20 protein-coding genes are annotated in these 22,413 nt (G+C 69.7%); 13 read left to right on the forward strand and 7 right to left on the reverse strand.

Annotated features, from left to right (window positions below; translation table 11 throughout):
* Positions 1-2,390 (forward strand): transglycosylase domain-containing protein (locus tag ABT381_RS22855; RefSeq protein ID WP_351597365.1); only part of this gene is annotated, 2,390 nt, incomplete at its 5' end.
* Positions 2,391-2,527: 137 nt separating this feature from the next.
* The gene (locus ABT381_RS22860; protein ID WP_351597367.1) at positions 2,528-3,988 is read left to right on the forward strand and encodes a glycosyltransferase family 87 protein; all 1,461 of its coding nucleotides are present in this window, start codon (positions 2,528-2,530) and stop codon (positions 3,986-3,988) included.
* 110 nt (positions 3,989-4,098) lie between these two features.
* On the opposite strand, the gene ABT381_RS22865 is transcribed toward ABT381_RS22860, so the two are convergent.
* The 3 genes from ABT381_RS22865 to ABT381_RS22875 all read right to left on the reverse strand — a co-directional run bounded on the left by ABT381_RS22865 (position 4,099) and on the right by ABT381_RS22875 (position 6,770).
* Positions 4,099-5,130 (reverse strand): alanine racemase, encoded by a 1,032-nt coding sequence (locus ABT381_RS22865; RefSeq protein WP_031049956.1) that lies wholly within the window; start codon positions 5,128-5,130, stop codon positions 4,099-4,101.
* Between the two features lie 68 nt (positions 5,131-5,198).
* A complete protein-coding gene (locus ABT381_RS22870) occupies positions 5,199-6,317 on the reverse strand; it encodes a lipid II:glycine glycyltransferase FemX (RefSeq protein ID WP_351597371.1) in 1,119 nt (372 codons plus the stop codon).
* Positions 6,318-6,443: 126 nt separating this feature from the next.
* Positions 6,444-6,770 (reverse strand): hypothetical protein, encoded by a 327-nt coding sequence (locus ABT381_RS22875; RefSeq protein WP_351597373.1) that lies wholly within the window; start codon positions 6,768-6,770, stop codon positions 6,444-6,446.
* A gap of 230 nt (positions 6,771-7,000) precedes the next feature.
* Between ABT381_RS22875 and rpsF the strand changes: the two genes are divergently transcribed.
* From rpsF to rplI, 4 genes are all read left to right on the forward strand, one after another.
* Complete coding sequence (rpsF, locus tag ABT381_RS22880; RefSeq protein ID WP_003978891.1) at positions 7,001-7,291, forward strand: 30S ribosomal protein S6; 291 nt, start codon at positions 7,001-7,003, stop codon at positions 7,289-7,291.
* 78 nt (positions 7,292-7,369) lie between these two features.
* A complete protein-coding gene (locus ABT381_RS22885) occupies positions 7,370-7,960 on the forward strand; it encodes a single-stranded DNA-binding protein (RefSeq protein ID WP_351597377.1) in 591 nt (196 codons plus the stop codon).
* Positions 7,961-8,081: 121 nt separating this feature from the next.
* Complete coding sequence (gene rpsR / locus ABT381_RS22890; RefSeq protein ID WP_003978893.1) at positions 8,082-8,318, forward strand: 30S ribosomal protein S18; 237 nt, start codon at positions 8,082-8,084, stop codon at positions 8,316-8,318.
* A gap of 18 nt (positions 8,319-8,336) precedes the next feature.
* Complete coding sequence (gene rplI / locus ABT381_RS22895; RefSeq protein ID WP_031049936.1) at positions 8,337-8,783, forward strand: 50S ribosomal protein L9; 447 nt, start codon at positions 8,337-8,339, stop codon at positions 8,781-8,783.
* Between the two features lie 198 nt (positions 8,784-8,981).
* Here the strand turns inward: rplI and ABT381_RS22900 are convergent, their stop codons facing one another.
* Positions 8,982-10,319 carry an MATE family efflux transporter gene (locus ABT381_RS22900; RefSeq protein WP_351597380.1) on the reverse strand — a complete coding sequence of 446 codons (1,338 nt, stop codon included), beginning with the start codon at positions 10,317-10,319 and terminating at the stop codon, positions 8,982-8,984.
* Positions 10,320-10,796: 477 nt separating this feature from the next.
* On the opposite strand from ABT381_RS22900, the gene dnaB reads away from it, so the two are divergent.
* Both dnaB and ABT381_RS22910 read left to right on the forward strand, forming a co-directional pair.
* Positions 10,797-12,260 carry a replicative DNA helicase gene (gene dnaB, locus ABT381_RS22905; RefSeq protein WP_351597428.1) on the forward strand — a complete coding sequence of 488 codons (1,464 nt, stop codon included), beginning with the start codon at positions 10,797-10,799 and terminating at the stop codon, positions 12,258-12,260.
* A gap of 340 nt (positions 12,261-12,600) precedes the next feature.
* Entirely contained in the window at positions 12,601-13,434 is an 834-nt protein-coding gene (locus ABT381_RS22910) for a PIG-L family deacetylase (protein WP_351597383.1), read from the forward strand.
* A gap of 469 nt (positions 13,435-13,903) precedes the next feature.
* On the opposite strand, the gene ABT381_RS22915 is transcribed toward ABT381_RS22910, so the two are convergent.
* Positions 13,904-14,797, reverse strand: a complete 894-nt coding sequence (locus tag ABT381_RS22915; protein ID WP_351597385.1) for an NADP-dependent oxidoreductase — start codon at positions 14,795-14,797, stop codon at positions 13,904-13,906.
* A gap of 70 nt (positions 14,798-14,867) precedes the next feature.
* On the opposite strand from ABT381_RS22915, the gene ABT381_RS22920 reads away from it, so the two are divergent.
* The 4 genes from ABT381_RS22920 (at position 14,868) to ABT381_RS22935 (ending at position 20,006) form a co-directional block, all read left to right on the forward strand.
* A complete protein-coding gene (locus tag ABT381_RS22920; RefSeq protein WP_351597388.1) occupies positions 14,868-15,455 on the forward strand; it encodes a TetR/AcrR family transcriptional regulator in 588 nt (195 codons plus the stop codon).
* Between the two features lie 265 nt (positions 15,456-15,720).
* Positions 15,721-17,130, forward strand: coding sequence for a serine hydrolase domain-containing protein (locus ABT381_RS22925; protein ID WP_351597431.1), 1,410 nt, complete (start codon positions 15,721-15,723; stop codon positions 17,128-17,130).
* A gap of 195 nt (positions 17,131-17,325) precedes the next feature.
* On the forward strand, positions 17,326-18,477 hold the full coding sequence (locus tag ABT381_RS22930) for a pyridoxal-phosphate-dependent aminotransferase family protein (protein WP_351597391.1): 1,152 nt from the start codon (positions 17,326-17,328) through the stop codon (positions 18,475-18,477).
* Between the two features lie 605 nt (positions 18,478-19,082).
* On the forward strand, positions 19,083-20,006 hold the full coding sequence (locus tag ABT381_RS22935; RefSeq protein WP_351597394.1) for a TetR/AcrR family transcriptional regulator: 924 nt from the start codon (positions 19,083-19,085) through the stop codon (positions 20,004-20,006).
* Here the strand turns inward: ABT381_RS22935 and ABT381_RS22940 are convergent.
* Together ABT381_RS22940 and ABT381_RS22945 are read right to left on the reverse strand one after the other, a co-directional pair.
* Positions 19,990-20,442 (reverse strand): GNAT family N-acetyltransferase, encoded by a 453-nt coding sequence (locus ABT381_RS22940; protein ID WP_351597397.1) that lies wholly within the window; start codon positions 20,440-20,442, stop codon positions 19,990-19,992. The two genes, ABT381_RS22935 and ABT381_RS22940, sit on opposite strands and share 17 nt — an antisense overlap.
* 101 nt (positions 20,443-20,543) lie before the next feature.
* Entirely contained in the window at positions 20,544-21,026 is a 483-nt protein-coding gene (locus ABT381_RS22945) for a MarR family winged helix-turn-helix transcriptional regulator (RefSeq protein WP_351597400.1), read from the reverse strand.
* Positions 21,027-21,158: 132 nt separating this feature from the next.
* Between ABT381_RS22945 and ABT381_RS22950 the strand changes: the two genes are divergently transcribed.
* Positions 21,159-22,397: an MFS transporter gene (locus ABT381_RS22950; RefSeq protein ID WP_351597403.1), complete on the forward strand. Its 1,239-nt coding sequence runs from the start codon at positions 21,159-21,161 to the stop codon at positions 22,395-22,397.
* Positions 22,398-22,413 lie beyond the last annotated feature (16 nt).

Below are 22,413 nucleotides of genomic sequence, written 5' to 3' on the forward strand. Positions count from 1 at the left end.
GTGGGGGTCGCGGCGGCCGGCGCTCCGGCGGCGGTGCGGGCGGTGACGGCCGCCCGCCCAAGAAGCGGTTCATCGACTACCCGCGCGCGGGCAAGGACGGGGCCCGCCGCTGGGTGCCGTCCTGGCGCCTCGTGCTGGGCAGCTGCCTGGGCTTCATCGCGTTCGTGCTCGGGCTGTCGGGCATTGCGCTGGCGTACGTCGACGTTCCCGACGCGCAGAAGCTCTCGAAGGTGCAGAAGAACGTCTATTACTGGGGCGACGGCAAGCAGATGGTCGTCGCCGGCGGCGGTGAGCTCAACCGCCAGATCGTGCCGATCAGCCAGATCCCCAAGGCGATGCAGAACGCGGTGATCTCCGCGGAGAACGCCTCGTTCGAGACGGACTCCGGCGTCGACCCGATGGGCATCGCCCGCGCGGTGGTCAAGATGGCCATGGGCGGCGAGACCCAGAGTGGCTCGACGATCACCCAGCAGTACGTGAAGAACACGTACCTGAACCAGGAACAGACGCTCAAGCGCAAGATCACCGAGCTGTTCATCTCGATAAAGGTGGGCGCCTCGGAGCCCAAGCCCAAGATCCTGGCCGGGTACCTCAACACGGCGTACTACGGGCGTGGCGCCTACGGCATCCAGGCGGCGTCGCGCGCCTACTACAACAAGGACAGCGAAAAGCTCACCACGAGCGAGAGCGCCTTCCTCTCCTCGCTGCTCAACGGTCCCAACCTCTACGACCCGTACGTCACGACGGAGAGCAAGAACGCGAACCTCCAGCGGGCGAAGGCGCGCTGGTCGTGGACGCTGGACCGGGAGGTCCAGGTGGGCCGGCTCTCCAAGGCGGCACGGTCCAAGATCCACGACGACGACTTCCCCATGCCGCGGCCGCCGAAGAAGGCGATGGACCTGCGGGGCCAGAAGGGCTACCTCGTCGACCTCGCCAACAATTACATCACCGCCAACACCAATATCTCGGACGCCGAGCTGAAGCAGGGCGGCTATGCGATTCACACCACCTTCGACCGGAAGAAGATGGGTGAACTGACCAAGGCCGTCGAAAAGGTCTCCAAGCAGGCACTGAAGCCCGACCAGCGCGCGGTCGACAAGTACGTGCAGTTCGGCGGGGCCTCGGTCGATCCGAAGACGGGCAAGATCGTCGCCATCTACGGCGGCAAGGACGCGACGGAGCACTACACCAACAACGCCGACTACACCGGTGTCCAGGTCGGCTCCACGTTCAAGCCGTTCGTCCTCGCCGCCGCGATGGACAAGGGCGTGAAGGACCCGAACAACCCGGCCGTCCGCACCCCCGTGTCGCCGAACAGCATGTACAACGGCGACAACAAGGTGCGGCTGCTCAACTACGACCGGACCGTCTGGCACGACCGGGACGGCAAGGAATGGCACCAGGCCAACGACGGCAATGAGGACAAGGGCCGCATCAGCCTGCGCACCGCCATGCAGTACTCGGTGAACACGCCCTACATCCAGCTGGGCATGGACGTCGGCACCGATGTGGTGAAGCAGGAAGCCATCGCCGCCGGTCTGCGGGACGACAACAGCATGGCGCGGACCACGCCGACCTTCTCCCTGGGTACCTCGGCGCCCAGTGCGATCCGGCTGGCCGGTGCGTACGCCACCTTCGCCGCCAGCGGCCAGCAGACCGACCCGTACTCCGTCGAGTCGGTGACCAAGGACGGCACGAACTACTACAAGCACCCGACGAAGACCAAGACGGCCTTCGACCCGAACGTGGCCAACAACGTCACGGACGTGCTCAAGAACGTGGTCAAGAAGGGCACCGGTACGGCGGCGCAGCTGCCGGACGGCCGCGAGGCGGCCGGCAAGACCGGAACCACCGACGACAACAAGTCGGCGTGGTTCGCGGGCTACACCAAGCAGCTGGCCACCACGATCGGCATGTGGCGCGTCAACGACCAGGCGAAGTCGCAGCGCTTCCTGAAGATGTACGGCGTCGGCGGCGAGGAGAAGATCCACGGAGCTTCGTTCCCCTCGCAGATCTGGCGCGACTACATGACGCAGGCGATGCAGGGCGAGCCGATGGAGGCGTTCCCGCAGCCGCAGCCGATCGGCAAGGTCGTCTACGGCGAGAGCGCCAGCCCGACGCCGACCCCGACGAAGACGGAGGACAAGCCGACGGAGGAACCGTCGGAGACGCCTTCGGAGAGCCCGAGCGAGTCCTCTCCCAGCCCGTCGGCGAGCGACACCTGCTCGCCCTGGGACCTGGGCTGCCAGGACAACGGAGGCCAGGACAACGGCGGACCGACCGGCGATCCCGGTGATCCCGGTGGCGAGACCTCGCCGCCGGCGACCGAGCCGCCGGGCGGCGATGACGGCGGTGGTTTCTTCGGAGGCCCGGACGGCTTCGATAACTGACCGCGCGCTGTTTCACGTGAAACGCTCGACCGGTTTCACGTGAAACAGCGGATGCGAAACGACGAGCCCCCGACCCGGCATGCCCGGGCGGGGGCTTCGCCGTCTCCGGCACAGGGACGTGCGGCAGGATGACCCCCATGACGAGCGTGCGACAGGACGAGCCCGTACGGCCGACGCAACGGGACGAGGTGGCGGCGGCCGGCAGCGAGCTGATCGGCGGCCCGTTCGGCCGCCGCGTACTGCTCGGTGCGAGCTGGTGGACGCCGGTACGCGTCATCGCTCTGGTGGCCCTGGGCACGTTCGCGCTGGGAATGGTGCAGAAACTGCCCTGCTACAACGGCGCCTGGTTCTTCGGCGCGACCAGCCAGTACACCCACGCCTGCTACTCGGACATCCCGCACCTCTACGTCGGACGCGGGTTCGCCGAGAACCTGGTCCCGTACTTCGACCGGCTGCCCGGTGACATGCAGTACCTCGAATACCCCGTGCTGACCGGCGTGTTCATGGAGGTCGCCTCGTGGCTGACCCCGCACGGCGGCACGATGCAGCACCGCGAGCAGATCTACTGGCTGGCCAACGCCGGGATGCTCATGGTCTGCGCCGCCGTCATCGCTGTCTGCGTGGCCCGCACGCACCGCCGCCGGCCCTGGGACGCCCTGCTCGTCGCCCTGGCGCCCGCCTTCGCGCTGACGGCCACCATCAACTGGGACCTGCTCGCCGTCGCGCTGACCGCGGTGGCGATGCTGCTCTGGTCGCGCAGCCGCTCGCTCGCCGCCGGGGTGTTCATCGGGCTGGCGACGGCGGCCAAGCTCTACCCCGTCCTGCTGCTGGGGCCGCTGTTCGTCCTGTGCTGGCGGGCCGGGAAGTGGCGGGCGTTCGGCGCGGTGGCGGGCGGCGCGGTCTTCTCCTGGCTGGCGGTGAACCTGCCCGTGATGCTGCCCGCCTGGGACGGCTGGCAGAAGTTCTACACCTTCAGCCAGGAACGGCCGATCGACTTCGGCTCCGTCTGGCTGCTGATCTCCCAGCGCACCGGCAATCCACTGGAGTACGCCAACACCTATGCGACGCTGCTGATGATCGTCGGGTGCGGGGCCATCGCGCTGCTCACGCTCTACGCGCCGCGCCGCCCGCGCCTTGCCCAGCTGGCGTTCCTGGTCGTCGCGCTCTTCATCCTGACCAACAAGGTCTACTCGCCGCAGTACGTGCTCTGGCTGGTGCCGCTGGCCGCCCTGGCCCGGCCGCGCTGGCGCGATTTCCTGGTGTGGCAGGCGTGCGAGGTCATGTACTTCCTCGGTATCTGGCTGTACCTCGCGTACAGCGGCAGCGGGGACAAGCACCAGGGCCTGCCGCCCGAGGGATACCAACTGGCCATCGTCCTGCACCTGTTGGGGACCCTGTACCTGTGTGCGCTGGTGGTCAGGGACATCCTGCTGCCGGACCGGGACGCAGTGCGTCGCGAAGGTGCCGACGACCCCTCGGGCGGCGTCCTGGACCAGGCGCCCGACGTGTTCGTGCTGGGGCGGCAGCACCACTCACCGCGGCACGCCGCCCCGTTCGAGGGCGCGGCACGGGTCGAATGGGGACCGGCCGGGGACTGACCACAGGCAGCGGCGCGCGCCGGCAGGTCGGCCGGAGAAACGCGGCGGGCCCGGACGCACGGCGGGGAGCCGGGCGTCCGGGCCCGTTGTCATGGGCCGGAAGGCACAGGTCAGCGGTCCACGAGACGGTCGAACTGCGTGGTGGTGTGCCGCAGATGGGCCACCAGCTCCTCGCCGACCTTCGGCTCCGGCGCGTCGCTGGGCACGAACAGGATGGAGACCTGCATGTGCGGCGGCTCCGCGAACCAGCGCTGCTTGCCGGACCACACGTACGGCGAGAGGTTGCGGTTCACCGTCGCCAGGCCGGCCCGGGCGACACCCTTGGCGCGGGGCATCATGCCGTGCAGCGCCTTGGGGGCCTCCAGACCGACGCCGTGCGAGGTGCCACCGGCCACCACGACGAGGTAACCGTCGGAGGCCGCCTTCTGCTGGCGGTAGCCGAAGCGGTCGCCCTTGGCCACACGGGTGACGTCCAGGACCGCGCCGCGGTACTCGGTCGCGTCGTGGTCGCCCAGCCACAGCCGCGTGCCGATCCGGGCGCGGAAGCGGGTCTGCGGGAACTGGGCCTGCAGCCGGTGCAGCTCGTCGGCCTTGAGGTGGCTGACGAACATGGTGTGCAGCGGCAGCCGGGCGTTGCGGAGCCGGTCCATCCAGCCGATGACCTCGTCGACCGCGTCGGTGCCGTCGGTGCGGTCCAGCGGGAGGTGTATGGCGAAGCCCTCCAGCCGTACGTTCTCGATCGCGGACGCCAGCATCGGCAGCTCCTCCGGCGTGACGCCGTGCCGCTTCATGCTGCTCATGACCTCGACCACGACCCGCGCCCCGGCCAGTCCGCCGAGCCCCTGGACTGAGGAGACCGAGCGGATCGCCCGGTCCGGCAGCGGCACCGGCTCCTCGCCGTGCCGGAACGGCGTCAGGACGAGCAGGTCACCGCTGAAGTAGTCCTTGATGCGGGCCGCTTCGTACGTGGTGCCGACGGCCAGGAGGTCGGACCCCAGACGGGTCGCCTCGTCGGCGAGACGCTCGTGGCCGAAGCCGTAGCCGTTGCCTTTGCAGACCGGGACCAGCCCCGGGAACTGCTGCAGCACCTGCTGCTGGTGCGCCCGCCAGCGCGCGGTGTCGACGTAGAGGGTGAGCGCCATGGCCGGCCCGTGAACCTTTCTCGTTGCTGTGCTGCGTCGGATCTGTGGGGAACGTCGCGGGCGAGCGGTCAGCGCCGCGACATGTAGATGTCCAGCGCCTTGTGCAGGAGCTTGTTCAGCGGGAAGTCCCACTCGCCCAGGTACTCCGCCGCCTGCCCACCGGTACCGACCTTGAACTGGATCAGGCCGAAGAGATGGTCGCTCTCGTCCAGCGAGTCGCTGATGCCGCGCAGGTCGTAAACGGTCGCGCCGAGCGCGTAGGCGTCCCGCAGCATCCGCCACTGCATCGCGTTGGACGGGCGGACCTCGCGGCCGATGTTGTCGGACGCGCCATAGGAGTACCAGACGTGGCCGCCGACGACGAGCATCGTCGCCGCGGAGAGGTTCACTCCGTTGTGGCGGGCGAAGTACAGCCGCATGCGGTTGGGGTCCTCGCTGTTGAGGGCCTTCCACATACGCTCGAAGTAGCTCTGCGGCCGCGGGCGGAAGTGGTCACGCACCGCGGTGATCTCGTACAGCCGCTGCCACTCGGTGAGGTCCTCGAAGCCGCCCTGGACGACCTCGACGCCGGCCTTCTCGGCCTTCTTGATGTTGCGGCGCCACAGCTGGTTGAAGCCCTTGTGGACGTCCTCCAGCGAGCGGTTCTCCAGCGGCACCTGGAAGACGTAGCGGGGCTGCACGTCACCGAAGCCCGCGCCGCCGTCCTCGCCCTGCTGCCAGCCCATGCGGCGCAGCCGGTCGGCGACCTCGAAGGCACGCGGCTCGATGTGGGTGGCCTCGACGTCCCGGAGCCGCTTGACGTCGGGGCTCTGGATGCCGGACTTGATCGCGGCGGCGTCCCAGCGGCGGATGACGACCGGCGGGCCCATCTTCACGGAGAAGGCCCCCTGCTGCTTGAGATGCGCGAGCATCGGCTGCAGCCAGTCCTCCAGGTTCGGGGCGTACCAGTTGATGACGGGGCCCTCGGGCAGGTACGCGAGGTACCGCTTGATCTTGGGCAGCTGTCGGTAGAGGACCAGACCGGCGCCGACGAGCTGACCGGTGGAGTCGAACCAGCCCAGGCTCTCGGAGCGCCACTCGGACTTCACATCGGCCCAGGCCGGGACCTGCATGTGACTGGCCGCGGGCAGGCTCTGGATGTACGCCAGATGCTGCTCTCGACTGATGGTCCTCAGGGTCAGGGTCATGCGGGGCGCTCCTCGGCAGGTTTGTCCCCGTGGTCGGGGCTCCGGCTCTCGCGCCGAAGCCTACTGCGCCAAGGGAGCGCCCCGTCTGGGCCTACGGACGCACGGGTCCGTACGTCATCCGTGCGGCTAGCCCAGCACGCCTCCGAAGAGGCCGCCGTGCGCCATGCCGAGGAAGAACCCGAGTGCCGACGCGCCGAGGCCGATGATCAGCAGGAAGCGTTCCCCGGTCGTCACGGAGATGAATTGTCCCCAGGCACCCGTGCAGATGCCGATCAGACCGGCCCAGGAGCTGAGCAGGTGCAGGTGGGTGAAGTAGGCGGAGATGACGGCGACGAGGCCCAGCACCAGCGTCACCGCGGCGAGGGCGTTCTCGAGGGGGTGCGCCTTGCCGTCGCTGTTCAGCAGGGAGAGCGGGCCGTGCTGGGACTTCTGGGGCTGTACTGCATGTGCCATGCGGCACCTCCGTTGACAGGGCGGCGCACTGTAACGCCGCTCACACCCGTTGTGTTCCAGATTGGGGGGATCGGTGGCGTGATTTCAACCGGAAGCCTTCAGGCAGGTACTCTGTACGGTCTGCGCCCTTGTCTGTCTGCATTCGCTGTACGGACGGGGTGCGGAACGCATCACGACCCTCCTGCCACGGAACGACCGTGGCCGCTGAGTCCAAAGGAGGTGGGTTCCACATGCGTCACTACGAGGTGATGGTCATCCTCGACCCCGATCTGGAGGAGCGCGCTGTCTCCCCCCTGATCGAGAACTTCCTTTCCGTCGTCCGTGAGGGCAACGGCAAGGTCGAGAAGGTCGACACCTGGGGCCGTCGTCGTCTCTCGTACGAGATCAACAAGAAGCCCGAGGGCATCTACTCGGTCATCGACCTCCAGGCCGAGCCGGCCGTCGTCAAGGAGCTCGACCGTCAGATGAACCTGAACGAGTCGGTCCTCCGGACCAAGGTCCTCCGTCCCGAGACCCACTGACCGCGTAAGCGTTCAGCGGACATCGGGTTCGAGTAGCAACACAGCAGCCAGCAGCACACCCGCCGAGAGGTTCCCCTAATGGCAGGCGAGACCGTCATCACGGTCGTCGGCAATCTTGTCGACGACCCCGAGCTGCGCTTCACCCCGTCCGGTGCGGCGGTCGCGAAGTTCCGCGTCGCGTCCACTCCCCGCACCTTCGACCGTCAGACCAATGAGTGGAAGGACGGCGAGAGCCTGTTCCTGACCTGCTCGGTGTGGCGTCAGGCGGCGGAGAACGTCGCCGAGTCCCTTACGCGGGGTACCCGCGTGATCGTGCAGGGCCGCCTGAAGCAGCGGTCGTACGAGGACCGCGAGGGCGTGAAGCGCACGGTCTACGAGCTCGACGTCGACGAGGTCGGCGCGAGCCTGCGCAATGCCACGGCCAAGGTCACCAAGACCAGCGGCCGGGGTGCTCAGGGCGGCGGCTTCGGCGGCGGCCCGCAGGGCGGCGGCCAGGGTGGCGGCGGCTGGGGCGGCGGCCCCGGCGGTGGCCAGCAGGGCGGCGGCGGGGCTCCCGCCGACGACCCCTGGGCGACCAGCGCTCCTGCGGGCGGTGGCCAGCAGGGTGGCAGCGGTGGCGGCTGGGGCGGCGGCTCCGGCGGCGGCTACTCGGATGAGCCGCCCTTCTAGGCACGTACGTCTGGCACGTACACGCGGGGCTGTTTCACGTGAAACGCGGTTTCACGTGAAACGTGGTCCGGCGGCCTGAGGGCGCCAGCACAAACTTCTTGAAACTCACTGGAGAGAGACAATGGCGAAGCCGCCTGCTCGCAAGCCGAAGAAGAAGGTTTGCGTGTTCTGCAAGGAGAAGATCTCCTACGTCGACTACAAGGACACGAACCTGCTGCGGAAGTTCATTTCCGACCGCGGCAAGATCCGTGCCCGCCGGGTCACCGGCAACTGCACCCAGCACCAGCGTGACGTCGCCACGGCCGTGAAGAACAGCCGTGAGATGGCGCTGCTGCCCTACACCTCCACCGCGCGATAAGGGAAGGGTGACCGAAACATGAAGATCATCCTCACCCACGAGGTCTCTGGCCTCGGCACCGCCGGCGACGTCGTTGACGTCCGGGACGGTTACGCCCGTAACTACCTGGTCCCGCGCGGTTTCGCGATCCGCTGGACCAAGGGCGGCGAGAAGGACGTCGAGCAGATCCGCCGCGGTCGCAAGATCCGCGAGATCGCGTCGGTCGAGCAGGCCAACGAGGTCAAGGGTCAGCTCGAGGGCGTCAAGGTTCAGCTGGCCGTTCGCGCTGGCGACGCCGGCCGCCTGTTCGGCTCCGTCACCCAGGCCGACATCGCCTCGGCGATCAAGGCTGCCGGTGGCCCGGACGTGGACAAGCGCCGCGTCGAGGTCGGTTCGCCGATCAAGACCCTGGGCGCGCACCAGGTCTCCGTGCGTCTGCACGCCGAGGTTGTCGCCAACCTCGGTGTCGAGGTCGTCGCTGCCTGAGTGCAGCCCGATCGCACGGCCTGATCACGGGGCCGCGGGCAGCAGCCGCTGACCATGGCCCAGTGACCGAGTCGCGCTGAAGGGGCCGCATCCTTCCGGGATGCGGCCCCTTCGGTCGTCCGGAGCCGGTCGCGCAGCCCGGTGGGCGCGGCGACCGTCGGTGCGTACCGCTCGTCGGTGCGTACCGCCCGTGCGTCGTCAGCGGGCCGCGCCGGTCACGATCCAGCGGCCGGAGCGGGTACGGATCCACAGGGTCACCATGCGTACGGCCATCATCAGCGCCATCGACCACCACAGCGCGGTCAGCCCGCCGCCCAGCGCCGGTACCGCCAGCGCAACGGGTGCGAAGACCGCCAGCGTGACGAGCATCGCCCCGGCCAGGTACGGCCCGTCCCCCGCGCCCATCAGTACGCCGTCGAGGACGAAGACGATGCCGGAGACGGGCTGGCTCACGGCGACCACCAGCAGGGCCGGCAGCAGGACGTCCTTCACGGCCGGGTCGGCGGTGAACAGCGGGATGAACAGCGGCCGGGCCAGGGCGACCAGGATGCCGAGTACGACTCCGGAGGCGATCCCCCACTCGACCATGCGGCGGCAGGCGGCCTTCGCCCCGTCCACATCCCCCGCGCCCAGATAGCGCCCGATGATGGCCTGGCCGGCGATGGCGATCGCGTCCAGCGCGAAGGCCAACAGCGACCACAGGGTCAGGATGATCTGGTGGGCGGCCACATCGGCGTCGCCGAGCCGCGCGGCCACCGCCGTCGCGATCATCAGGACGGCACGCAGCGAGAGGGTACGCACCAGCAGCGGCACACCGGCCTGTGCGGAGGCGCGGATGCCGGCGGCGTCGGGGCGCAGCGAGGCGCCGTGCCGCTTGGCACCGCGTACGACGACGGTGAGGTACACGGCCGCCATGCCGCACTGGGCGATGACGGTGCCCCAGGCGGAGCCGGCGATGCCCAGGCCGGCGCCGTAGACCAGGCCGATGTTCAGGGCCGCGTTGAGAGTGAAGCCGCCGATCGCGACGTACAGCGGGGTTCTGGTGTCCTGCAGACCGCGGAGCACGCCGGTGGCGGCGAGCACGACGAGCATCGCCGGGATGCCGAGGGAGCTGATGCGCAGGTAGGTGGTGGCGTACGGAGCGGCGGTGGGGGACGCCCCGAAGACGTCGACCAGCCAGGGAGCGGTGGGCAGTACGACGGCGATCACGGCGGCGCCCAGCAGGAGGGCGAGCCAGATGCCGTCCATGCCCTGACGGATGGCGGCGGAGAGATCACCGGCGCCGACCCGGCGGGCGACGGCCGCTGTGGTGGCGTAGGCGAGGAAGACGAAGACCGAGACGGCGGTCGTGAGGAGGGCGGCGGCGACGCCGAGCCCGGCAAGCTGCGGAGTGCCGAGGTGGCCGATGACGGCGCTGTCGACCATGACGAAGAGGGGTTCCGCGACGAGCGCGCCGAACGCGGGGAGAGCGAGTGCGATGATCTCGCGGTCGTGCCTGCGGCCGGTGCGCCGGGGCTTCGCGGGAGCCTGTGTCATGCACCCAATCTAATCTTCCACAGGTAAGAGACACAACTAGCTTGTGACCCTTACCTCTCGGGGTCCGAGATGCTCTTCTCCAGGGAGAATGCCGCGATCTTGAACAGGTTGCCGAAGTTTTTCTCCCCCACAGGCTATGGACGAAGAAGCCGCAGGTCAGAGGTGCCAGGCAGGGGTGATTGTGTGTTTGTCCACACTGATTTCCCCCGCGCCGTGCACAGGAACCGGGGAGTTCTCCACAGGTTGGGGGCAATCATCCACACGGCCTGTGGATAACCAGATTGGCGGACGGTCCCCGGCGGCCTACCGTTGTCCGGCGTCCCCTCCCCGTGTCGGTCCCTGGATTCATCCGAACTCGTCGCGCCGTAAGCGGAGTCGGGTGTCTCGATTGTCAGAGCCGTGCCGTAAGAAAGAAGGGCACAGCAAGGTCCGCGTCGCGGACGGGAGGAGGTGGGCGTGGTGAGCGTGCCTGAGCCCATGCAGCCCACGGAGGACCCCTGGGCCGACTCCGGCCCCGGTGACCGGCTGCCCGCCCGCTCCCGGCGGAACGACGGCAAGGGACGCGGCCGCGAGGACCGGTTCGACCGCGAGGACGGCGGTGGCGGGTGGTCCGGCGGCTTCGAGCGGGTCCCGCCACAGGACCTGGACGCCGAGCAGTCCGTGCTCGGCGGCATGCTGCTCTCCAAGGACGCCATCGCCGACGTGGTCGAGGTACTCAAGGGCCACGACTTCTACCGCCCGGCGCACGAGCTGGTCTACCAGGCCGTCCTCGATCTGTACGCCAAGGGCGAGCCGGCCGACCCGATCACCGTGGCCGCCGAGCTGACCAAGCGCGGCGAGATCGGCCGGGTGGGTGGCGCGTCGTATCTGCACACCCTCGTGCAGTCCGTGCCGACGGCGGCGAACGCCGAGTACTACGCGGAGATCGTCCACGAGCGGGCGGTTCTGAGACGGCTCGTCGAGGCCGGCACCAAGATCACGCAGATGGGATACGCCGCCGACGGCGACGTCGACGAGATCGTCAACAGCGCGCAGGCGGAGATCTACGCCGTCACCGAGCAGCGCACCAGTGAGGACTACCTCCCGCTCGGCGACATCATGGAGGGCGCGCTCGACGAGATCGAGGCGATCGGCTCCCGCCAGGGCCAGATGACCGGCGTACCCACCGGCTTCTCCGACCTCGACTCGCTGACGAACGGCCTGCACCCCGGCCAGATGATCGTCGTCGCGGCCCGTCCGGCGATGGGTAAGTCCACGCTCGCGCTGGACTTCGCCCGGGCATGTTCGATCAAACACAACATGCCGAGCGTCATCTTCTCGCTCGAAATGGGCCGCAATGAGATCGCGATGCGTCTGCTGTCCGCCGAGGCGCGAGTGGCGCTGCACCACATGCGCTCCGGCGCGATGACGGACGAGGACTGGACCCGGCTCGCCCGCCGGATGCCCGACGTCTCGGCCGCGCCCCTCTTCATCGACGACTCGCCGAACCTCTCGATGATGGAGATCCGGGCCAAGTGCCGCCGCCTCAAGCAGCGGCAGGACCTGAAGCTGGTGGTCATCGACTATCTGCAGCTGATGCAGTCCGGCGGCTCCAAGCGGGTCGAGAGCCGCCAGCAGGAGGTCTCGGACATGTCCCGTAACCTCAAGCTGCTCGCCAAGGAGCTGGAGCTCCCGGTCATCGCGCTCTCCCAGCTGAACCGTGGCCCTGAGCAGCGTACGGACAAGAAGCCGATGGTCTCCGACCTCCGTGAGTCGGGTTCGATCGAGCAGGACGCCGACATGGTCATCCTTTTGCACCGCGAGGACGCCTACGAGAAGGAGTCCCCGCGAGCGGGCGAGGCGGACATCATCGTCGGCAAGCACCGAAACGGTCCCACCGCGACCATCACCGTCGCCTTCCAGGGCCACTACTCCCGCTTCGTGGACATGGCCCAGACCTGACCCGGGCGCGTGGAGGTCCTCAAATCGGTGGAGGGCCTCAAATTCCGGGTCGGTATCTCACAGCTGGTGCCGGGCGGAAGTCGGATCCGACGTGTCGTTGAGACGTGCAGGTCGCGCTTGTACGTCGTTCGTGTGGAAACGCCGACGCCTGGAAGGCCAACCAGCCGCGCCGGGAACAGCCGGCCCGACCGGCGCTGTTGCATCAGCCGAGGCACCGGCGCCGCACGGGCGGGGAACACGGAGACCACAAGGTTGTCGCCTGCCGGAATTCGGGCCTCGGGATCGCGGTACGCACGCCGCGCACTCGGACCAAGACGTATTTCTGCAGGAGGACTGTTTCATGACTGACCGGCCCTTGACGCTCATGGCCGTACACGCCCACCCCGACGACGAGGCCACCTCGACCGGAGGAGTCCTCGCGCGCTACGCGGCGGAGGGCATCCGCACGGTTCTCGTGACGTGTACCGACGGCGGTTGTGGTGACGGACCGGGGGGCGCCAAGCCGGGCGATCCCGAGCACGATCCGGCGGCCGTCGCCTTGATACGCCGTCAAGAACTCGAGGCGAGCTGTGACGCCCTGAAGATCAGCGATCTGGAGATGCTGGACTATGCCGATTCCGGGATGATCGGCTGGCCGAGCAACGACGCCCCCGGATCCTTCTGGCAGACCCCCGTGGAGGAAGGCGCCGCCCGACTCGCCGAACTCATGCGGCACTACCGACCCGACGTGGTCGTCACCTATGACGAGAACGGCTTCTACGGCCACCCCGACCACATTCAGGCCCACCGCATCACGATGGCGGCGCTGGAGATGACCGCGCTGACACCGAAGGTGTACTGGACGACGATGCCCCGCTCGGGGATGCAGCGGTTCGGTGAGATCATGCGCGAGTTCCATCCGGACATGCCGGAGCCGGATCCTGCCGAGGCCGCCGCGATGGCCGAGATCGGCCTCCCCGACGACGAGATCACCACGTGGGTGGACACCACCGCATTCAGCGGTCAAAAGTTCGATGCGCTGGCCGCGCACGCCAGTCAGGGCGAGAACATCTTCTTCCTCAAGATGGGCAAGGAGCGGTTCGGCGAGTTGATGGGCATGGAGACGTTCGTACGTGTCAAGGACGCCACCGGCGCGGCCGTACCCGAGAACGACCTCTTCGCCGGACTGCGCTGATCCGCCCGTCCGGCCGGGACCTGGAAAAGCTCCTCGGCCGCACAGCGCGATCGAGCGTGTCACATACCCGGAGGTTTCTACGTAAGTTCCGCTTCGGCAGCCCACGATCAGACCTTCGGCCGGCGACGTTGACCTGTGCCCGCACGCCGACCTGACACCGCGCTCGCCCCCAAACCGCCTGGCAACCGCACAGTTGGGAGATCTGCGGGCAGCTGACTCGGAAGGTCCACGACAGCCCAGGTCACAAGCTCGGCGGTCTGCTCCGATCAGGGCAGACCGCCGAGGCAGCGATATGAAGCTGAGACTCCGGTGTCCGACACGCCATGAGACAGCGGAAGAAGAAGCCGCAGGTCACGAGGGCGGTCTCCGACGCGTCGGCCGCGGCACCCGACAGCGCGTGTGCCTGCGGACGGGTGCTGTTCACTCGGGTCGTGCAACCGCGGGGAAGTGCAGCCGCGGAGGAAGCGGCTCAGACGACGATGACCCGGCGCCCGCGCGTGTGGCCGGCCTGGCTGTCGATGTGCGCCGCCGCGGCCTCGGCGAGCGGGTACGACTTCTCGACCGGGATGTGGAGCTTTCCCCGCGAGATGAGGCCGGCGGCCTCGGCGAGCGCATCCGGCACGCTCCCGGCCACGCCGGAGAACCGGACGCCGAACTCAGGCGCACCGAGATCGGCGATGGAGATCACCCTCTGCGGATCCCCGGTCAGCTCGACAAGCTCGCGGATCACGCCCGAGCCGGCCAGATCGAGGGCCGCGTCGACATGGCCGAGCTGCCGCACCCGCTCGCCCCAGCCCTCGCCGTACGTCGTGGCGAGGGCACCCAGACTCCGCAGATAGTCCTGGTTCGCGGCCCCGGCGGTGCCGATCACCGTGATGCCGCGGTCGCGGGCGATCTGCAGCACCGCAGAGCCGACGCCCCCGGACGCGCCGCTGACCAGCAGCGTCTGTCCGGCCTCCACCCCGACCTCGCGGAGGATGCGCAGCGCGGTCTCCACCACGGAGGGGTACCCGGCGGCCTCTTCGAACGTCAGCCCCTCGGGCATACGGGCCCAGGCCGACAGCACGGCGAACTCGGCATAAGTGCTGGAGCCTTCGCCGAACACGTGGTCGCCGACCTCGACCCCGTCGACGCCCTCGCCGACCTCGTCCACCACCCCGGCGGCGTCCAGCCCGACCCCGGCGGGCAATTCGGTCGGATGGGCCCCCAGGACCTGGCCTTCACGGACCCTCCAGTCGACGGGGTTCACGCCCGCCGCCCGCACGGCGACGCGTACTTGGCCGGGGCCCGCGTGGGGCTCCTCGGCATCGATGAGTTGCAGAACGTCCGGACCGCCGAACTCGGCGAAGCTCACTTTCTTCATGCGGCGAAACGTAGCACTAACGGTTAGCGTTACGGAACGGATGCACCTTCGTAGCTGATAGCGTGAGCGCATGACCGTGCAGCCCGGACGCCGCGAGCGCAAGAAGGCCGCGACCCGCCAGAAGATCGCCGACACCGCCCTGCGGCTCTTCCTGGAGCGCGGGTACGACGCGGTGGGCATCCGCGAAGTGGCCGCTGAGGCCGACGTGGCCGTCACCACGCTCTTCTCCCACTTCGCCGCCAAAGAGGCCCTGGTGTTCGAGCAGGACGAAGACTTCGAGCAGCGCCTCACGCAGGCGGTCACCGGCCGGGCGCCGCACGAGCCGCTCATCCCCGCGCTGCGCCGCGAGATCCAGGCCCTGGTGCGGCATTGCACGGCGGACAGCGCCGCCCCGATCTGGCGCATGATCGACGAATCGCCCGCCCTGCGGAAGTACGAGGAGTCGATGAGGCTGCGCCACGCGGAAACGCTGGCAACGGCCATCGCCACCGATCCCGAACTGTCACAGACCGCGACGGCGAGCCGGGCGATCGCGAGGTTCGTGATCGACGCCTATTCGCTGGCCCGCGAGGCGGCCGATCCGGACGCCGCGCTGGACGAGATCTTCCGGATGATCGAAGCGGCCTGGGAGGCCACCTGCCCTTCTCGACGTGCGTGAGGAACTGTTCTTCCAGGCAGGACAGGGGCCGGTCGGGGATGGGCAGCTTCGTTTGGCCGTCGGGACGGCCGTCCCGCATCTGGGGAGGGTCGCTGCCATGACGCCGGAGTTCGTCTGAACGGTCAACGTCTGCCTTGCCTCGTTCCGGAAGACTGAGGCTGTCGGATTTGCGGGTGCGGTACGGGAGTTCGTCAGCGGGCGGCATGCCGGAGCAAGGGAAGGAGCGGGGCGCGTGAGTGGTGCGGCGGGCTGGAGTGGTGTGGCGGTGTCTTCGGACGAGGATCGTCGGGGCGCGGAGCTGTTGCCGGGTACCAGGCGGGGGCTGTGGCGGCGGCTGGCCGTGGGGCAGACGGAGGGGCGGGCGCCGTCCATGGTGGGGGCGGTCGTACGGGACGGGCAGCCGGTGTGGCTGGGGCTGCGCGGGGCGGTGGACGGCGCGGTGCCGCACGCCGACATGCAGTACCGCATCGGTTCGCTCACCAAGACGTTCGTGGCGGTGCTCGTCATGCGGCTGCGGGACGAGGGGCTGCTCGGCCTGGCCGATCCGCTGGGCAAGCACCTCGACGGTACGCCGGTACCGGACGCGACGGTCGCGCAACTGCTCGCGCACAGTGCCGGGCTGGCGGCCGAGGCGCGCGGGCCGTGGTGGGAGCGGACGCCGGGCCTGCTGCGGCCGGGCCCGGCCGACCTCTTCGGTGAGCGGCCGCGCCGCCACCCGGCGGGCCGCCGGCACCACTACTCCAATCCCGGTTACGCGCTGCTGGGCGCGCTCGTCGAGCGGCTGCGCGGCGGCGAGCACTGGGGAGAGGTACTGCGCCGTGAGGTGCTGGAGCCGTTGGGGATGACGCGGACGACCTTGGACCCGGTGGCGCCGCACGCGGCCGGCTGGGCCGTACACCCCTGGGCGGACGTGCTGTTGCCCGAACCGGCCGAGGACACCGGGCGGATGGCGCCGGCCGGCCAGCTGTGGTCGACGGCCTCGGACCTGTGCCGGTGGGCGGCGTTCCTGGCCCGGGGCGATGATCGGGTTCTCGGCGCGGCGAGCGTGGCCGAGATGCGGACGCCTGCGGTACCGGCGGAGGGCGACTGGAGCATGGGGTACGGCCTGGGGCTGCAGCTGCTGCGGACGGACGACGGCCGGGTGCTGGCCGGGCACACCGGCTCCATGCCGGGCTTCCTGGCCTCCCTGTGGGTCGGTACGGACGCCGGTACGGACGAGGGACTCGCGGGTGTCGCGCTGGCCAACTGCACGTCGGGCCCCGCGGTGAGCGGGATCGCCGCCGACTTGGTACGGATCGTGGCCGAGCGGGAGCCGCGAATTCCCGAGCCGTGGCGGCCGCTGACCGGACCGTTGGACGAGGAGCTGCTGGCGCTGACCGGGCCGTGGTTCTGGGGCAGCGCACCGTACGTTCTGCGGCTCCGGGCAGACCGGGAGCTGGAGCTGAGCCCGATGTCCGGCGGAGGCCGCAGCTCGCGGTTCCGGCCGGTGGAGGACGGGAGCTGGACGGGCCTGGACGGTTACTACGCGGGGGAGACGCTGCGCGCCGTGCGGGCCGGGGACGGTTCGGTGAGCCATCTGGACCTGGGCACGTTCGTGTTCACCCGCGCGCCGTACGAGCCGTCGGCACCGGTGCCGGGCGGCGTCGACGCGGGCGGCTGGCGTACGGAGGGGTGAAGACGGTGGGGTGAAGACGGTGGGGGTAGGCGCTGACGGTGCTGGGTGAGCCGGGGGGAGCCAGGCCGACGCGGTGCGGGCAGGGGGCAGCGGGCGCCGGAGTCGGGGTGACGGGGCGGACGTACAGTCGAGCCAGATATCAGGAGTGCCCGGGAACCGCCATCGTGCGGGGCCCGCTACCGCTGGAAGGCCACTGTGACTGCCGTGAACGATGCGACCGCGACCGCGAACTCCGACGCCCCGGTGCTGCTCGACCTGCCGCCCCTCACCGCGGCGCACTTCGCGCGGATCGAGGACAAGGTCGCCGCGCTGATGGGTACCGAAGCGGACGTCGTGGCGATGCAGGGCGAGGCGCTGCTGCCGCTCGAGGCGTGCATCCGCTCGGCCGTACGGCCCGGCAGCACCGCCCTGAACATCATCACCGGTCCGTACGGCGAGACCTTCGGCGGCTGGCTGCGGTCCTGCGGCGCCGAGGTGGTCACGATCACCGCCCCGTTCACCGGCGCGGTCTCGCCGCAGCAGGTCGCGGACGCGCTGCGGGAGAACCCCGCCATCGACTTCGTGAGCCTGGTGCACGCCGAGGCCGCGACCGGCAACACCAACCCCGTCGCCGAGATCGGCGCGGTGGTGCGGGAGCACGGTGCGCTGCTGATGCTGGACGCGGTGGCGTCGGTGGGTGCGGAGCCGCTGCGTACCGACGAGTGGGGCGTGGACCTCTGCGTCATCGGCGGGCAGAAGGCGCTGGCCGGCCCGGCCGGTGTCTCGGCCGCTTCGGTGAGCGCCCGTGCTTGGGAGCGGATCGCCGCCAACGAGCAGGCCCCGCGGCGTTCGTACCTCTCGCTGCTGGACTGGAAGGAGCGCTGGATCGACGGTGGCCGTACGGCGCTGCCGCACGCGCCGGCGCAGCTGGAGATGCTGGCGCTGGAGCAGGCCGTGGACCGGGTGAACGCCGAGGGTCTGGACACCGTCATCGCCCGCCATCGCGCGGCCGCTGCGGCGACGCGTGCGGGAGTACGGGCCCTGGGCGGCCTGACGCCGTACGTGCTCCGCGACGAGGACGCCGCACCGGCCGCCACGACGCTCCGGGCGCCGGAGGACGTGGACGCCCGCGAGATCGTGGCCGCGGCACTGGCTGCGAACGGCGGGGTGCCGCTGCAGGCCGCGGCCGGTGCGCTGGCCAAGGAGATGATCCGGCTGAACCACTACGGCCGGGCGGCGGACCGTGCAGTGGTCCTGTCCGCGCTGTCCGCGCTGGGCGAGGGACTGCGGACGCTGGGTGCGGAGCCGGACGCCGAGGCTGCCGTGGAGGCGGCGGGGGCCGCCTGGGATGCGGTGGTCGGGGGCTGAACGGGGGAGAGTGCAGGCGCTGGCGGAGAGGGTTCGCCGACCGCCGTGTAGGCCATTCGAGTGTCTGATGGGCCTGTAGGCCGGGGGATGGCCTGAGTGGGGCCGTGTTTCACGTGAAACATGGCCCCACAGTCATGTGGGGGGAGGGAGGCGGGGGGGAAGCAGATCCGAGCGCAGAAGTGGAATGAGTGCTCACCGAGGGACGGTGAGCATTCGTCGGCAATTCAGCTAAAAACGGAGCGCCGGTCCCTCTAATTGCCCTAGTTTATGGGCGAGTTGAGTGGTGGGTGGGTGGGGTGCGGGTGAGTCCCGCAGGGCGGCGAGTTTTCGGCCCGCCTCCGGGCAGTTCCCCGCCGGCCCCGGGCAGTTCCCGGCCGGTCTCCGGACAGTTCCCGGTCGGCTGTCGGGGGTGGTCCAGTCGCGTCTTCGTAAACGGAGGGAGCGGCCCGTTTCTGTTGCGGTTTCTCGTTGGCTCTTTTCGGCGGCGCGCCGGGTGCGCGGTTGTCGATCATGCTTTTAGCGGCCCTTAGAATCGGAACGCTCAGCCCGTTTATCCAGGTGGTTTACGAGGCAGAGACGCAGCCGTTTTTGAGGAGGTCGGGAGAATGCCGGAGACCGGGTCCGCCGCATTGCGCGCCGACGCGCGACGCAATCGGGCGCTCGTGCTGCAGGCGGCCCGATCCGCCTTTGAGGAACGCGGGTTGAGCGTTCCGCTTGGAGAGATCGCGCGGCGCGCGGGGGTGGGGGCGGGAACCGTATACCGCCATTTCCCTTCCAAAGACGCCTTGTTCAGGGCGACGGTCGCGGACCGGCTGCGGCTGTTCACCGACACGGCACGGGACTTGGCCGATGTGCCGGACCCGGGCGAGGTCTTTTTCCGGTTCATTTCCTCGGTGGTCAGGCTGGCAGCGCAGAACAAGGCGATGTCTGCCGCGCTGGAAGGGGCGGCAGCGGCCGATGTCCGTCCCGTACTGCCGGGACTGGAAGAGGAATTCTGGTCGGCGCTGGAAGTGCTGCTGGACAGGGCTCAGCGAGCCGGCGCGGTGCGCAAGGACGTGTCCATCGCCGATGTGCGGGTCCTGTTGACCGGGTGCATGGCCATGGAAGTCCGCCGGTCGGCGGCGTCCGGCGGACCGGCGGGGGATTCAGCGGACGACGTGGATTTCCCGGCCGGTACGAGGATGGCGGACGACGCGTCGGGCCGTATGACGGCCCTGATGTGCGACGGGCTGCGGGCCGGGCGGGACGTAACGAAACTCCCGTTCGAAGCCGCAGGAAGTAACGAAACTGTGTGCGAAGAATGCGGCGGACCTGTGCGTACGGCGCATACCGGCCGGCCCGCCCGCTACTGCGGCGGGGCCTGCCGGCAGAAGGCACACCGGACCCGGTCCAGGGCGCGTTCCGGAGATGCCGAAGTGCCTGAGGCGGAGCCCGCCGGTGGGTCCGCCCGTGGAGCTGCCGATGAGCCCGTCGATGGGCCCACAACCGGGGCCGCCGACGGTCCCGCCGAGGTCACAGCTGGCGCTTGAAGCCCAGGTGGGAGGCGTCGAAGCCGATCCGTTCGTAGAAGCGGTGGGCGTCGACGCGGGTCGCGTCGGAGGTCAGCTGTACCAACTCGACGCCGAGTGCGCGGGATTCGTCCACCGCCCAGTCCATGAGCCGGGTGCCCAGGCCGCTCCCCCGCTCCTCGGAGTGGATGCGCACGCCCTCGATGATCGACCGGGTGGCACCGCGCCGCGAGAGTCCCGGAATGACGGTGAGCTGGAGCGTGCCCACGACGCGGCCGGCGCGTTCGGCGACGACCAGGCGCTGGTTCGGGTCGTCGGCCAGGCGCTTGTACGCCGTACGGTACGGAGTCAGGTCGTCCGGGGACTCACGGGTGGCGCCCAGCGCGTCGTCGGCCAGCAGCGCCACGATGGCGGGGAGGTCCGCTTCGGTCGCCCGACGGATCTTGAAATCGCTCATGGGCGCGACCATATGCCGTGTGCGGGCCGCGTCCCAGAGGTAGTGCACGTCGCGCACGCCACGTTGTCCCGCGGTGCGCGGCGCGTGCCCACAGACGCGTCCTAAGCTTCGGCCGAGGCTGTCGTACCCGTAGCCATGCCCTCCACCGCCGCCACCAGAGGTGCCAGCTCCGGGCGCCGGGCGGCCTCGCGCAGGGCCTCGGACAGCGCCGCGTCATGCGTCGGGCGGGCCTCCTCCAGCAGTTGGTGACCCTTCTCGGTGACGTTCGTGTAGATGCCGCGGCGGTCGTCGGGGCACAGGTAGCGGGACAGCAGCCCGCGCTCCTCGAGCCGGGTGACCAGGCGCGTCGTCGCGCTCTGGCTGAGGACGACCGCGTCGGCCACCTGGTGCATGCGCAGGTGGCCGCCCACGCCGTCGTGCTGCTCACTGAGCACGTTCAGGACGGAGTACTCGCGCACGCTCAGCCCGTGCCCGTCCTGCAGGGCGCGCTCGATGTGCGCCTCGATCCGGCCGTGCAGGGCGGAGAGCGCGCACCACCCCTGAGCGAGGCCGGGTGCGCGGACCGTCTGCTGGCACTGCGTCATGAGAACCCTCCTTTGGGTCGTACTCCTCAGGGTAGGCCACCCGCGAAATAGCCCGCGCTTGCAAGTAACCCGCGTCTGCAATTATTGTGAACGCATCCAACCTCCCCCTGCAACGTTTTGAAGGGCCCAGTCATGCCTCTCGCACTTCTGGCGCTGGCCATCGGCGCCTTCGGAATCGGCACCACCGAGTTCGTGATCATGGGGTTGCTGCCGGAGGTCGCCGCCGACTTCGGCGTCTCCATCCCCACCGCCGGCTTCCTGACCACCGGCTATGCGCTCGGTGTCGTGGTCGGCGCCCCGCTCCTGGCCGTCCTCGGTGCCCGCGTCTCGCGCAAGCGAATGCTGATGCTGCTGATGGGCCTGTTCATCGCGGGCAACCTCGTGTCGGCCGTCGCCCCCGTTTTCGGCGTCATGCTGGCCGGGCGGGTGATCGCCTCGCTCGCGCACGGCGCGTTCTTCGGCATCGGCTCGATCGTCGCCGCGGGCCTGGTCGCGCCGCACAAGAAGGCCGGCGCGATCGCGATGATGTTCACCGGCCTCACCGTCGCCAACGTCGTCGGCGTCCCGGTCGGCACGTTCATCGGCCAGAGCGTCGGCTGGCGCGCGACCTTCTTCGTCGTCGCCGCGCTCGGCGTGCTCGGCCTGGCCGGAATCGCCGCACTCGTACCGGCCGACCGCCGCGAAGCGGGCGCCGCACAGCAGCGCACCCACCTCCGCGGCGAGCTCGCCGCCTTCCGCAACCCGCAGGTCCTGCTGGCCATGGCCATGACCGTGCTCGGCTTCGGCGGCGTCTTCGCCGCGATCACCTACATCGCGCCGATGATGACCAAGGCCGCCGGATACGCCGACACCTCCGTCACCTGGCTGCTCGTCCTCTTCGGCATCGGGATGGTGGTCGGCAATCTGATCGGCGGCAAGTTCGCCGACCGCGCGCTGATGCCGATGCTGTACGTCGCGCTCGCGGCGCTGGCCGTCGTGCTCGGGACCTTCACGTTCACCGCGTACGACAAGGTGGCCGCCGCCGTCGCCATCCCGCTGATCGGTGCCTTCGGGTTCGCGACCGTGCCGCCGCTGCAGAAGCGGGTGCTCGACCAGACCGCGGACGCGCCCACGCTCGCCTCCGCCGTCAACATCGGCGCCTTCAACCTCGGCAACGCGATCGCCGCCTGGCTCGGCGGCCTGGTCATCTCGGCCGGCCTCGGCGTCACGGCCCCCAACTGGGTCGGCGCGCTGCTCGCCGCCTCCGCGCTGGTACTGGCCTTCTGGTCGGCCGCGCTGGAACGCCGGGACCGGGCGGCCGCCGGCGGCACCGGCCGGGTCGTCGCGGGTGCGACGGCGGAGAAGAGCGCGGCGGAGCCCGCGCGGGCGTGACCTCACGGGAAGCGGC

It is taken from the genome of Streptomyces sp. NPDC000151, from assembly GCF_040301705.1.
Taxonomy (GTDB): domain Bacteria; phylum Actinomycetota; class Actinomycetes; order Streptomycetales; family Streptomycetaceae; genus Streptomyces.